This is a genomic window from Paenibacillus sp. NPDC058174, from assembly GCF_042883865.1.
Classification (GTDB): Bacteria; Bacillota; Bacilli; order Paenibacillales; family Paenibacillaceae; genus Pristimantibacillus.
Map to the genome: position 1 here is coordinate 160,299 of NZ_JBHVUY010000008.1, position 13,298 is coordinate 173,596.

A 13,298-nucleotide genomic window follows, 5' to 3' on the forward strand; every position below is an offset into this window, starting at 1 on the left:
GAGTTCCCTAGAATGAACAGCACATTCAACCAGAGATTCCGAATTATCATCAGATAAATGAAATGGAGCACACTCCGACAGTTCGTATGTGTGCTCCATTTTGTTTAATAATCTATTTCGTTCGAGAAGAACGATAGTGCAAACTATTCTGTTATTTCATTATTTGCTTCCCATTTTGCAATCTCTTCCCGAACCCGTGGCGCCACTTCTTTCCCCAGCAGCTCAATAGCTTTCATAACATCCTCATGTGGCATCGTACCAACCGGCAAGTGCAAGAAAAAGCGTGTGAAGCCTAGTTGCTTACGCATAAAAATGATTTTATTAGCAACCGTTTCGGGATCACCAACATACAGTGCACCTTCCAAGGTACGTGAAGCATCAAATTGAGATTTCGTATATTGTCCCCAGCCACGCTCTACACCAAAATAGTTAAACGATGCTTGCGTAGGCGGAAAATACTTCTCCACTGCAAGTGAGGTGCTCTCCGCAATGAAACCGAGCGAGTGAACCGCTATTTTCAATTTCGATACATCATGTCCAGTACGTGCGGCAGCTTTCTTATAAAGCGGCACAAGCGGAGCAAAGTTTAAAGGACTTCCCCCAATAATGGCGAGTACGAGTGGCAGACCTAGCTGCCCTGCGCGTATAACCGATTCTGGATTTCCCCCGCTGCCAATCCATACAGGTAATTGTTCCTGAACGGGCCGCGGATATACACCTAAGTCCGTAATGGCCGGTCGGAATTTGCCTTTCCAGGTGATTTTTTCTGATTCCCTTAATTTTAGTAAGAGCTCTAATTTCTCCTCGAATAGTGCATCATAATCTTTTAAATCGTACCCAAACAAAGGAAATGCATCAACCATAGAACCTCGACCCGCGATAATCTCAGCACGGCCATTGGAAATGCCATCAAGAGTGGCAAATTGCTGGAACAAACGCACCGGATCTGCGGCAGAGAGCACCGTAACCGAACTGGTTAAACGAATCTTTTTGGTCATTGGCGCTGCGGCAGCCAGAATGACAGCTGTAGCGGAATCTCCAAATTCTTTGCGATGATGTTCACCGACCCCGAATACATCGAGCCCCACTTGGTCAGCAAGAACGATCTCTTCAACAACCTCACGTAAACGCTGTGCATGACTGATTGTCTCCCCTGTCACAACATCCGGAGTTGTTTCGACAAATGTATCTACACCTATTTCCATTATTAATTCCTCCTATTTTGAATTGCTCTCTCGATGTTTGATACCATATCCGATTTTCTTCAACACCTGTATTAGCAAGTATTTTTCCTCATCTGTCGCGAAAGACATATTATCAGAGATCAGCTGGGCATGCTTGGGGAAAATATCGTCAAAGTTGCTCCGGCCTTCAACTGTTAATGCCACATTCGTTTTTCTTCGGTCATCTGGGATTGGAATTCGCTCCACCAGCCCCTTCTTTTCAAGCTTGTCGACCACATAGGTAATACTTCCGCTTGGAATCGAGAAAGTATCACTTATCTTTTGAATGGATTGTGGCCCTTTATTGTAAAGAAGCTCTAAAATTTGAAAGTTCTCTATACTAAGCCCGTGGCTCTCAATATCACGCTCTAAACTCGCGTATAATTCTCTCACCATGTTTCTTAATACGCGTATCAGCTTTAAATCAAGTTCCACTCCTTCTGCGTCGCGTTCAGTCAAATTCAAGCCTCCTTATGATCAAGAATTTATCCTATAATTATTTATTCTAATATTAGGATAAATGAATGTCAATCTTATAACTTTGAAATCACAATATAAAATCCATTAGATAGGCATGGAAAATTCTACTTTATTATGGTGTAATTAACTTAGGTTTGTGAACACGCTCTAGACCAAGTTAAGGAAGTGTGACATGCTTCATCTTTATTATCTTAAGATGGATCGAGAAATGGCATCTATGGAACGGGAAGAATGGCTGCCTTACGTTTCTGAAGAAAGACGAGAGCGGGTCGCGCGCTTTCATTATGCGAAGGATGCGCAGCGGTCATTGTTTGGGGAGCTATTGGCCAGGTATGCATTGTGTGAAAGCACAGGGCGGGGAAATAGTGAGTTGAAGTTTATTCAGAATCCGTTTGGTAAACCGATGCTGGCAAGGGAACAAGATGAGAGGGAGATTTACTTTAATCTATCTCATTCTGGACAGTGGGTAGTATGCGCAGTCGATTACACCCCGGTTGGCATCGATGTTGAAGAGATGAAGCCAATATCACTCGACATTGCTAGACGTTTCTTTTCCAAGGATGAGTACGAGGCGCTGCTTCGAGAACCGGAGATAAGCCGGCAGCAATACTTTTATGCGTTATGGACGATGAAAGAAAGTTTTATAAAAGCAGATGGCCGAGGGTTGTCGTTGCCGCTTGACCAGTTCACGATCGATGTTGCCCAAGGCCGAGTGCAATATCAACAGAAATGGCAAGATAGCCGATTGTGGCACAGTCAACTGGATGAGGAGCATATGCTGGCAGTTTGTGCTTCTCCGGGAATACATAACATAACGCAACATTTCACATTGAGTGACTTCGTAAGGATGGTTCCGGATAAATTGGATTTGATAGGATAGCAAAAATAGTTGATGGCTAGTCCGGCAACATAGTGCATTTAGCGAAACAGGAAACAAAAAGGCACTTACAGCTACAACGTATGTGCTTTTTTGTTTGCTTAGTTAAGGACGATGGAGAAGCGATTTTAAAAGACTCGGATGGGGGTGGACTTGTGAAGAAAATAAAGATTTATCATTACGATGCATTCAGTGAATTTCCTAATTTAGGAAATCCAGCGGGGGTAGTTTTCGATGGTGAGACTCTGACTGAAGAGGAAATGAGGAAAATTGCAGAAAAAGTAGGCTTTAATGAAACGGCATTCCCTATTAAATCCGATAAAGCAGATGTAAGAATTCGTTTTTTCACTCCAGGTCATGAAATAAATCTTTGTGGCCACGCAACAATGGCTACTATCTATGCTTTAAAAACAAAGGGATTACTTGGTAATACTACGGAACTTAGTATTGAAACAAAAGCAGGTGTTTTGCCGATTCGATTATCTTCAACCGACGGAATTCACATTACCATGAGACAAGCTGCTCCTCAATTTCAAGAATTTAAAGGCTCTCTTAAAGATCTGGCTTATGCAATGGGAATTGATGAGAATGATATTGAGTCAGAATGTCCAATTGTGTACGGAAGCACAGGTACATGGACGTTGTTAATCCCCATAAAAACCTTGGCTGCATTCAGACGAATGCAACCGAACAATCAGCTTTTTCCTAACGTGCTGAATGAAATGCCTAGAGCTTCTATTCATCCATTTTGTTTTGAAACCTATGATCCTCATGCACATATGCACGCACGTCATTTTTCTTCTCCGTACTCTGGCACTATTGAGGATCCGGTCACTGGAACAGCCTCTGGTGTGATGGGCGCGTACTTCGCAAGATACATAAACAAACATGCTCCTTCGTTAGAACTTCTCATCGAGCAGGGGCAAGAGATTGGAAGGAACGGTAAGGTTCGAGTGTACGTGACCGATAACGGGAATGTGATAGAGGTTACGGGGAATGCGGTTTTTGTAAATGAGTTTGATGTTTTAATTTAATAGATCGCGAAAACGATGTAGCGCAAACAAACCTTCAAGCTGCTGAAGGTTTGTTTTTGCGCAATGAAATTTTCTGTTACGAACTTTGATAAGCAATTAATTGCCTGCTGCCGAATTCTTATCATCCCTAATCATCAATTCAACCACTCTAGAAACCGCATCCCTCAGTTCATCAGACTTGTCAATCGCACTGGAGTCAATGGACGGGCCGAAAGGATTCGTCGCTGTCCAGGCGGTGGATAGAGCCATAATCGCGGTCAGAAGGAAGTTTGGCGGGAAGGCTGTTCCGATCTGTCCGGCAGACTGCGCTTGTGTCAACTCCACAACTTTTGCGTTGTGGGCAGCAGTTCGTTCGGCAGGGTTATCTGTCTTCTGTTCAAGACTGAACCATGTCATCAGCCGCATGAGGTCAGGGTTTGCCATTGTAAAATCGAAAACACGCGCTGCATAGCCCGGCAGATCCTCAGGTGTAAAAACAAGCTCATCATACACTCGCGTAAGATGCATCTGAAGGATGGTTGTGAAAAGCGTCTCTTTATTCTCATAATAGATGTAGATCATATTTTTATTGCATCCGGCTGCTTTTGCTATTCGATCTACTCGCGCGCCAGCAATGCCACAGGCGGAGAACTCCGCCATAGCTGCTTCCAATATTCGTTCACGCGTTGCATCGGCGTTGCGCATCATTGTTCCCCCTAATACGTTCTGTAGTTGGCTCTAATATAGCATGAATAACGATGAATTGACAAAACGGTTAGTTAGTCATACAACTAATCAGATGACTAATTTATGAAAGACTGGAACATTAGAGAAAGAAGGAATATGAAATTCGAACTACAACTTAGGCTGAATGTGCAGTGAGTTGCTATTGCGAATGGCCAAAAAACAGAAATGGCGATGTAGGGAGATTATCCATAGCATCGCCATTTCTATATTTGATTTATTTTTTTACAAGCCTAATATTGGTACAGCTCTAAACATTTGTTCTTCTACTTTTTAATCCAGTTCTCGAAATTTAGAGCAGCATTATTTACTGATCTCACAGTCTCAGAAATATTATTTATTTTTTCAAGCTCAGTTGTCATGGTATGATGAACCGCAGTTACAGTGGAATCTTTCTCGACGAAGATACCTTGCGTTCCGCCTTTAATATGAAACGTGTCCGTTTTATCGTCATTCTGTTTACCTAAGAACAAGATATACTCTTGTTCAGCCAGAACATCATCATTGTTCAATTGATGTATATAAACATAATCAAATTTATTACCTTGAAGAGTATCTAGAACCTTTACTATAGATACTGCTGCTATTTCATTCACAATTTTATTAGAAATTACTTTCCCCTTAATAATTAAAGCAGAGTTCTGTTTTAATTCTTCAATGTTGCGAGAACCATCGACATAAACGGCATCAATTCCAGTTACATTATTGGGGGTCAGGGATTTAATAAATTCAAATTCCTCTGTACTAAGAGATTTATTCCCTTCATTAACTTGATTCTTTGCGCTGACACTGATATTGGTGCTATAGATTAATACAGCCACAATTGCCAGGGTTATTAATGAAAGCAGACTTAATCTCATTTTCTTTTCCAATTTATACACCTCAGTATCGGTTATCAATATAAAAAAAGTGAAAGCTAGCAATAGGATAATCGTATTTCATTTAGTTAAATTTGTAAATATTTCCTTGGGATAAGGATGTAAAAAAGTTCAGTTCAAAGATTAGGTTCTTTACACACGTTGTATCTGGCAAGATACCGTAAGCTGATTTCGATCATTGATCGAAGTCAGCTTATTTTCGCTTCAATCATCTATTCTAAAGATTCCATTGCAGGAGGCTCCTTTTACATAAACCAGCTGCATTTCTGGTAAGCTTGATGTTGTTGGCTCTGTGTGGAAATATACATAAATTCATTGCAAAGTTCATGTGTTTTCCGAGGCTGCTTCCCTATAATTGTGTTAATAACGGGAATTGTACAGAAGTGGAGTAGAAATTCTCAATTTTTCATATACGAGTAGCATTATATAGTAGGACAGCATCGGGAGGTTGGCTGATTTGTACAAGGTACTAATTGCAGAAGACGAAATGTGGGTCAGGCTCGGGCTGAAAAATTCAATTAACTGGGAAAATCTAGGCATGTCCGTAGCTGCGGATGTAGCCAATGGCGCAGAGGCTTGGGAGCACTATCAGAAGGAGAAACCTGACATCGTCATTACCGATATCCGGATGCCGGAGATGGACGGCATGGAATTAATCGACCGCATTCGAGAGCATGATGCAGCGACGAAAATTATTATTTTAACCTGTCTGGAGGAATTCGGACTTATTCAGACGGCAATGCGCAACGGTGTAAGCGACTTCATCCTGAAGCTGACGATGGAGTCTAATGAGATGGTCGATATTTTAGCGAAAGTAAAGCAGGAGCTTGATGTGGAGAGGGCAGATTCCTCCAAGCATCTGTTACGCGACATCGACGTGCTGAAGGAAAGCTTTGTGAAGGATTATTTGTTCCGGAATCGCTACTCCCAAGAGGAATTTCTAAGCAATGTCGCCGAGTACAAGCTGATGCTCGATCCGCATAATATTCGTATCTGCCTCATGGACATTCACCATTATCATCGGCTGAAAACACGGTTCGGGGATGAGCGGGGCCAGTTGCTCCGCATGTCGATGCTGAATGTGCTTCAAGAGATTTTGAGAGATTACGGTTGCGGAGAAGTATGCCATGACACGGACAACCGCTACTTGTTCCTGCTCAGCTTCGGCAATTCGCTTAGCGAAAATGAGCAATTTCAGCAGCTCCATCAGCTGCTGGACCATATTCGCAGAGTAATGCGTTCTTACTTCAACATTGCTGTTACCTTCGCAGTTAGCAGTACAGCGCATGACCTGTCGCCGCTGCGGGCGATGTACCGTGAATGTCTGCATGCGATGAGCTATAAGCTTTATGTGAATACGGATCATTTTATTAGTGGCGATGTGAATGTGCATATGAAGGCTGAGGAGAAAATTCATACGTCATTGGCTGGGCTTGCAGATGTACTCAGCGTTCATGGCGAGCAGCTGTCCAAGGAGTTCGGCCATTGGTCCGAACGGATGAAGGAGCGGGAGCTTCCGCAGTCCCGGGAAGCAACGGTCCGAGACTTCAATTATTTATTTCACAGGCTGTCGCTCCATGTGCCGCATCCATCGCAGGAAAGTGCAGAGCTCGTGACCCAATGCACGCTGCGGCTGGAATCCTGTGAGACTTGGGACGAAATGGTGCAGTTAGCCGAGACCTTCATTCAAGGACTGATGCAGACGCGGCAAATTCCGATGAGCCGCAAGGTGGCGGAAGCTGTCGCCTATATTAACAAGAACTTTCAGGGTGAGCTGACGCTTCAGGATGTCGCTGATGTCGTCGGGATGAGCCCCAATTACTTGTCTTCCTTGCTGAAGAAGGAATTGGATGTCAATTTCAGCGAGTATCTCATTCATATAAGGGTTGAAAAAGCGAAGAGGCTGCTGCTGGAGAGCGATTTGCGTTCCTATGAGGTTGCAGAGCATGTAGGCTTCATGGATCACAGCCATTTCAGCCGGACATTCAAGAGATCCACTGGCATGGGGCCGCGCGAATTCCGCAAACGCTGGGGTCAGGCCGAGGAGATTTGCGATGATGAACAATAGACGCTTACCAGCAGCCATCCGCAGGTTTCTAGGCTATGCGCTTCATGAACGGGCACGCTGGGGAACGCTGCGATTCCAGTTGTTTATTACGTATGCAGGCGTCAGCCTGCTCGTCTTGTCTTTGGGCGCTTTTTTCTTCTATGCCAGCACGACGAAGATTGTCAAGGAACGGGCGGAGCAGCTGACCTTGCAAAACTTCAAGCAGGCGGAGAGCAGTCTGCTTGCTATCCGCAGTGAAATGGACAAGACGAGCAAGGTGCTGCTGGCGAATGAATCGGTCCGAAGCTATATGGACAGGCCGTTGTCACAGGCCGAGGAAGTGGAGGCGACGGCAACACTCACTCAACTATTCAATGATGTGCTCTTCCGCTACGACAACATCCATTCGATCTATGTGTATTCGGAATCGGGAAAAATCCTGGGCGTGACCCGCAAAAAGCTTTATACAAGCTCGGATTCCGGCTTAACCAGCTGGGCGTACGCTTCGGGCTTGTATGAGCATGTTCTAGATACGTTTCCCGGCATGGATTGGCAGAGCAACGTCAAGGTGAAGGATCAGGAAGCGGTATTCCGTTATCCCGAAACGGCGGAATGGAATGACTCGCTTATATTGGCATCCCGGGCGATTGTGAGCTCCTATCAGGAGCGGCCTTTATCAATTCTTACTTTGAGTATGAAGGAGAGCAGTTTGTCTCCTTTTTTTGCTGAATTGGCAGGGATTACGAAGGGCTGGATTTATTTGCTGGACGGTAGCGGCAACATTATCCGGGGCAACGGGCAGGACGGGAGAGAGCGGGATACGTCGGTCTTTACGCTGGAGCATGCGAACGGGAACAAGTATGGCAGCTATACGACAAGGAATGAGCATGAGAAGCTGCGGGTTGTATACTACCGGGTTGGTACAACGGACTGGACGCTTGTGAAGGAAATTCCGTACCGCGAGTTTTCCAAGGACAGCAATACGCTGAAGAAAATCGTCATCGTCATGCTGCTTGCCAGCCTTCTCGTTGCATGGGTGCTCGCTTATTACTGGATTATGCGGCTCACCGTTCCATTGTCCAAGCTGACGAAAGCGATGAAGCAAATGGAAGTCGGCAACGTCGGCTTCGAGGTAGCCGGCATGGCGCATAATGAGATCGGCCGGCTTGGCATGCAGTTTAACAAAATGTCGCGAAGCATTCAGGAGCTCATCGAAACGAATAAGCATACGGAAGAAATGAAGCGGGAAGCCGAGGTGCGCACGCTGGCGTCCCAGATCAACCCCCATTTTCTGTACAACACGCTGAATATGGTGAAATGGATGGCTGCTGTGCAGCATGCACCGAACATTGAGGAGACGGTGACGGCGCTTGGCAACATGCTCCGTCCCATTTACCGGGAGACTTCCGTTTTCACAACATTGGGAGATGAGCTTGGCTATATCAAGCATTATATGACGATCATGAATCACCGGTACGGGGAGGGCACGCTCATTCATGTGGACGTTGAGGAAGAGCTGATGCAGGCTCAGGTTCCCCGCTTTATTTTGCAGCCGCTGCTTGAAAATTGCTTTGTCCACGGGATGTCACAGAAGTATGCGGGAACGATCAAGCTGTCGGGCCGCGTAGAGGGCGGTTTGCTTGTGCTGGAAGTGAAGGATGAAGGCAAGGGAATGTCCGAGGAGAAGCTCGTTGAACTGCGGTATCGGCTGGCGAAGGAGAAGATCGGCGGCGAGCCGGGAGCAGCAAGAGCCCACGGAATGGGCTTGCTATATGTCAATCAGCGGATTCAGCTGCATGCAGGCGAGTCTTTCGGACTGGATGTGTTCAGCGAGGAAGGGAAGGGGATGACGATCCGGATGCGGCTTCCCTTGGAATATAAAGTGTAGAAAAATACATCATATTGTGAAATAAATCATTTTTAACGGACAGGCCTGTGAAAAAATTAAGCATGGTGCTGGAATAAATCATCTTTTCATTGTTCCGTCAATTCCTTCGCTTTCCCCTGTTGGCTAATATGTAGATACAACAAGGGAAAGTGAAGCTTAGAAGAACGGAAGGTGGAGAGCAAGCCTATGATTCAGGCAGGGGGCAGAGAAGCACGCTTTAGGCTGTCCAATCGGATGAAATTGTTTTGGATGGCAGTTCCTTTTGTACTCGTCGTATTTATTTTCAACTATATCCCTCTATTCGGATGGATCTATGCGTTTTTCGACTATAAGCCGGGAGTACCGCTTTGGAAAACGCCATTCGCAGGGATTGATTATTTCAAGCTCATGTATGAAGAGCGCAAGGATTTGTTCAATGTGCTTCGCAATACGATGATCATGAGCGTGCTGGGGCTGTTGTGTACACCGCTGTTTGCCGCATTTGCGATTTTTCTCAACGAGATGAAATCCAAATCGTTCAAGAAGGTGGTGCAGATTACGACGACGCTTCCTAACTTTATTAGCTGGGTGCTCGTCTATGCCGTATTTTTTATGTTTTTCTCCAGCGACGGCTTTATTAACAAGGTGCTGTTCCATTTCGGATGGATTGATTCACCGACTAACGTGCTGGGCAACAATGATATCGTATGGTACGTGCAGACGGGAATCGTCATGTGGAAGGGGCTTGGCTGGGGCGCCATCATCTATCTGGCGGCGATCGCCGGCATCGATCAGGAGCAGTATGACGCAGCCAAGGTGGATGGAGCCGGACGCTTCCGCACTATCTGGCATATTACAGTGCCGGGCATTCTGCCGACGTTTTTCGTTCTGTTACTGCTCGATATCAGCAATATGCTGTCTAACGGCTTCGATCAATACTTTGTGTTCTACAATCCGCTCGTCGCTTCTCATATTGAGGTGTTGGATTACTATACGTACCGGGTCGGTATGCTGAATAGCGACTTTTCCTATTCGACGGCTCTTGGCATCAGTAAAACGGTGATCAGCATTACGCTTCTGTTCACAGTCAACAATCTGGCCAAACGTGTACGGGGAGAATCCATCATATGAGGAGGCTTATCGGATGATTATGAAAAGATTTCGTGTCGGAGAGCACTCGTTCCACACGATCAACTATATCGTTTATACCGCATTTATGCTGCTTTGCATTTATCCGTTCTACTATATCTTCATCAACTCGATTAGCAGCCCGGATGCGATTATCCAAGGCGTCTACTTTTATCCAAAAGGCTTGACGCTGGACACTTATGTTCAGCTGTTCCAGTCGGACAACATTATTAATGCGTTTCTGATCTCTGCATCACGTGCGGTTATTGGAACCTTTGCAACTGTAATGGCCTGCTCGTTTTTCTCTTATCTGATTACGAAACGTGAGATGTTCGCCAGATCCTTCGTGTACCGGTTTGTCATCATTACAATGTATCTCAACGCGGGTCTTATTCCTTGGTACATTACGATGCGCGGCTTGGGGCTGAAGGACAACTATCTGCTGTACATTTTACCTACGATTATTTCCGCTTATTTCATTATTTTGATCAAAACGTATATGGAATCACTTCCGGTCGTGCTAGAGGAATCGGCCATGATGGACGGAGCAGGCTATCTGCGGATATTCATCAGCATTATTCTCCCGGTGTGCATGCCCATACTGGCGACGGTTGCCGTCTTCCATGCCGTCAATCAGTGGAATTCGTGGACAGACAATTATTTTCTGGTGAGCAATCCCAAGCTGCAGACGCTGCAGCTCATCTTGCTCAATTATTTGCGGCAGGCGGAATCGATGGCTTCCGATGCGAACCGGCAGCTGATCACTTCAGCGGCAGGGATAACCGGATTCCGGGTCTCCTCCGCATCCGTTAGACTCGCGATTACGATGATCGTAACGCTGCCGATTATGATGGTCTATCCGTTCATGCAGCGCTACTTTGTCAAAGGTATCATGATGGGCGCTGTAAAAGGGTAAAAGAAGGCTTATTGGATGTATACAGATGTATACCGGGCTGGCTTCGGCAAGCTTTGTATAGCGTAGCAAATCGATCACTATAGGGAGGGTTCATCATGACAACCAAATGGCGGAAATCTTTACTTGCCCTTAGCTTGACTGTAGCGATAGCCGTAACAGCGGCAGGCTGCTCGAGCGGCAAGCAGAATGGACAAGACACGGGGGCACAAGAAGGTAACGGTGACGGACAGCCGAAAGAGATTACGCTGACCATTTATGGCAACGGCTTTGGAGGCTCGGTTACACCCGGCGTTCAGACGGACCGCGTAGCGCAGGAAATTAAGAAAAAGCTGAACATTAACATCAGCACGGAAGCTAAGGTGAATGACGACAAGCTCAACACGATGATGGCGAGCGGCGATTTGCCGGACATCATTTATGCGGAGCGCCGGCACATGAAGCAGCTTATTGACGGCAATCTGGTCATTCCGCTTGACGATCTGATCGCCGAGCATGGCAAAAGCATTTTGGAGGAATCGCCGCAGCGGATTGAGTTCAGTAAAAAGTATTTGAGTAATGATACGAATAATTTATTCTTTATTCCGCTGCTGGCTGGTGATGCTCCTAAGGAATACACGTATGCGTCTCCGGGCTACATGGTTCGTTGGGATTACTACAAGGAGCTGGGCTATCCGCAATATAACAATTGGGAGGATCTGCTGCAGATTTTGAAGCAGATGCAGGATAAGCATCCGACGAATGAAAAGGGCGAGAAGGTATATGCAATGGCTCCGCTGTTTGAATGGGGCTACAGCATTCAGACCGAGTTCTATGACCGCTATAGCGGCAAGCTGCTTCTGGATAAGTTCATGGACGTTGATCCGGAGACGCTGGAAGCAAGAAGCGCGATTCTTGAGCCTAACGGCAGCGTATGGGAGACGGCGCGGATGTATCAGAAGGCGAATGCACTGGGACTGTTCGATCCGGACAGCTTCACGATGAAATATGACAATATGCTGGAAAAAATTAAGAGCAACCGCCTGTTGTTCAGCTGGTGGAACTGGGCAGGCACGAACGAAGCGAATGACGCATTCGAGAAAGCCGGCGAATTGAAGGGCTGGGCTCCGCTTCCGCCTGCGAAGGGTCAAACACAATATGTGGGCGAGTACGGCTCTATCGGCCGTCTGGACTCCACGTTTGCCATCTCCAAAAATAGCAAAAATCCGGAACGTGCGATGGAGCTGATCAACTTCCTTGTATCTCATGAAGGCTCCCGTCTGATCATGAACGGCATTGAAGGCGTGGACTGGGAAGTGAAGGACAATGTGCCGATGGATACGGCGGAACGAATTGAGCAGTCGAAGGCTGATCCAGACTTTGGCGCGAAAAGCGGAATTACCAAGTACTACAACTGGAGCGGATTCTCTGCTGGCGCGATTGATCCGAAATATAACGTGCCGACCAACTTCGGCAACATTATTAGCGAGCAGCGTCTGAACAAGATGAATCCAATCGAAAAAGACTACAGCGAGCATTATAAAATCAGCTACCCGGGCGAGCTTATTGAGAAGCTGGTAGAGAAAGGCGAGATCAAGAAAAATGGAACGGACTATACGAAGTTTGCTGCACTGCCGATTGTAACGCCTGATAACATCAAAAGAATTGACGGAAAAATCGACGAGTACATCAAGCGTATGGTTCCGAAGCTGATTCTGGCCAAGGACGATGCGGAATTCAATCAAATCCAGAGCGGCATGATGAAAGAGCTGGAAGGCATGGATTTGCAGAAATCAGTAGACTACTGGACTGGAGCTTACAAGAAGAATAAAGAGATTGTGACAGGAAAATAGGCAGGTCGTGAGTCCGGCAGCCTAGGCTGCCGGCTGGCGTGTTGAGTCAGGTTTGACTGGTTTTCAGTTTCAATCTCCGTTGCCGCGACATCGGGCTGGGTTATGTACGATTGCTTGTTAGAGGCTGTAACGAAGGATCAAAATGCAAATCTGCATGTTGAAAGCCTGATTTTTGATGAAATACCGCATCAAAATGCAAATGTGCAATTAGAATAATAAGTGGACACCTCTTAAGTGTAGAAAGATAATAAGGTTAACGAGGAGAGGTGTTCGGTATGGAAAAGCAGCCACGTAAC

11 protein-coding genes are annotated in these 13,298 nt (G+C 45.9%); 7 read left to right on the forward strand and 4 right to left on the reverse strand.

Features of this window, described 5'->3' with window-relative positions; genetic code table 11:
- Positions 1-143: 143 nt before the first annotated feature.
- Together ACFVVF_RS26025 and ACFVVF_RS26030 are read right to left on the reverse strand one after the other, a co-directional pair.
- The gene (locus ACFVVF_RS26025; protein WP_387815704.1) at positions 144-1,205 is read right to left on the reverse strand and encodes an LLM class flavin-dependent oxidoreductase; all 1,062 of its coding nucleotides are present in this window, start codon (positions 1,203-1,205) and stop codon (positions 144-146) included.
- A 12-nt stretch (positions 1,206-1,217) separates the two neighbouring features.
- Entirely contained in the window at positions 1,218-1,682 is a 465-nt protein-coding gene (locus ACFVVF_RS26030) for a MarR family winged helix-turn-helix transcriptional regulator (RefSeq protein ID WP_387815706.1), read from the reverse strand.
- A gap of 193 nt (positions 1,683-1,875) precedes the next feature.
- Here ACFVVF_RS26030 and ACFVVF_RS26035 point away from each other — a divergent pair, with 193 nt between their 5' ends.
- Positions 1,876-2,583: a 4'-phosphopantetheinyl transferase family protein gene (locus ACFVVF_RS26035; RefSeq protein ID WP_387815708.1), complete on the forward strand. Its 708-nt coding sequence runs from the start codon at positions 1,876-1,878 to the stop codon at positions 2,581-2,583.
- Positions 2,584-2,735: 152 nt separating this feature from the next.
- Positions 2,736-3,614, forward strand: a complete 879-nt coding sequence (locus ACFVVF_RS26040) for a PhzF family phenazine biosynthesis isomerase (RefSeq protein ID WP_387815711.1) — start codon at positions 2,736-2,738, stop codon at positions 3,612-3,614.
- A gap of 96 nt (positions 3,615-3,710) precedes the next feature.
- On the opposite strand, the gene ACFVVF_RS26045 is transcribed toward ACFVVF_RS26040, so the two are convergent.
- Complete coding sequence (locus tag ACFVVF_RS26045; RefSeq protein WP_387815713.1) at positions 3,711-4,301, reverse strand: TetR family transcriptional regulator; 591 nt, start codon at positions 4,299-4,301, stop codon at positions 3,711-3,713.
- Positions 4,302-4,603: 302 nt separating this feature from the next.
- Positions 4,604-5,209: a hypothetical protein gene (locus ACFVVF_RS26050; protein WP_387815714.1), complete on the reverse strand. Its 606-nt coding sequence runs from the start codon at positions 5,207-5,209 to the stop codon at positions 4,604-4,606.
- A gap of 463 nt (positions 5,210-5,672) precedes the next feature.
- Here ACFVVF_RS26050 and ACFVVF_RS26055 point away from each other — a divergent pair, with 463 nt between their 5' ends.
- From ACFVVF_RS26055 to ACFVVF_RS26075, 5 genes are all read left to right on the forward strand, one after another.
- The gene (locus ACFVVF_RS26055; protein ID WP_387815716.1) at positions 5,673-7,283 is read left to right on the forward strand and encodes a response regulator; all 1,611 of its coding nucleotides are present in this window, start codon (positions 5,673-5,675) and stop codon (positions 7,281-7,283) included.
- On the forward strand, positions 7,270-9,150 hold the full coding sequence (locus ACFVVF_RS26060) for a cache domain-containing sensor histidine kinase (RefSeq protein WP_387815718.1): 1,881 nt from the start codon (positions 7,270-7,272) through the stop codon (positions 9,148-9,150). Before ACFVVF_RS26055 ends, ACFVVF_RS26060 begins: the two co-directional genes overlap by 14 nt.
- A gap of 234 nt (positions 9,151-9,384) precedes the next feature.
- Positions 9,385-10,260, forward strand: a complete 876-nt coding sequence (locus ACFVVF_RS26065) for an ABC transporter permease (RefSeq protein ID WP_387815720.1) — start codon at positions 9,385-9,387, stop codon at positions 10,258-10,260.
- Between the two features lie 13 nt (positions 10,261-10,273).
- Positions 10,274-11,173, forward strand: a complete 900-nt coding sequence (locus tag ACFVVF_RS26070; RefSeq protein ID WP_387815722.1) for a carbohydrate ABC transporter permease — start codon at positions 10,274-10,276, stop codon at positions 11,171-11,173.
- A 95-nt stretch (positions 11,174-11,268) separates the two neighbouring features.
- Complete coding sequence (locus ACFVVF_RS26075; protein WP_387815724.1) at positions 11,269-13,002, forward strand: extracellular solute-binding protein; 1,734 nt, start codon at positions 11,269-11,271, stop codon at positions 13,000-13,002.
- The last annotated feature ends 296 nt before the right edge of the window (positions 13,003-13,298 follow it).

Excerpts from the sequence above, each read along its gene's own strand:
- ACFVVF_RS26025 (WP_387815704.1), bottom strand. The coding sequence starts at position 1,205 with ATGGAAATAGGTGTAGATACATTTGTCGAAACAACTCCGGATGTTGTG.
- ACFVVF_RS26035 (WP_387815708.1), top strand. The coding sequence starts at position 1,876 with ATGCTTCATCTTTATTATCTTAAGATGGATCGAGAAATGGCATCTATG.
- ACFVVF_RS26045 (WP_387815713.1), bottom strand. The coding sequence starts at position 4,301 with ATGATGCGCAACGCCGATGCAACGCGTGAACGAATATTGGAAGCAGCT.
- ACFVVF_RS26060 (WP_387815718.1), top strand. The coding sequence starts at position 7,270 with ATGATGAACAATAGACGCTTACCAGCAGCCATCCGCAGGTTTCTAGGC.
- ACFVVF_RS26065 (WP_387815720.1), top strand. The coding sequence starts at position 9,385 with ATGAAATTGTTTTGGATGGCAGTTCCTTTTGTACTCGTCGTATTTATT.
- ACFVVF_RS26070 (WP_387815722.1), top strand. The coding sequence starts at position 10,274 with ATGATTATGAAAAGATTTCGTGTCGGAGAGCACTCGTTCCACACGATC.
- ACFVVF_RS26075 (WP_387815724.1), top strand. The coding sequence starts at position 11,269 with ATGACAACCAAATGGCGGAAATCTTTACTTGCCCTTAGCTTGACTGTA.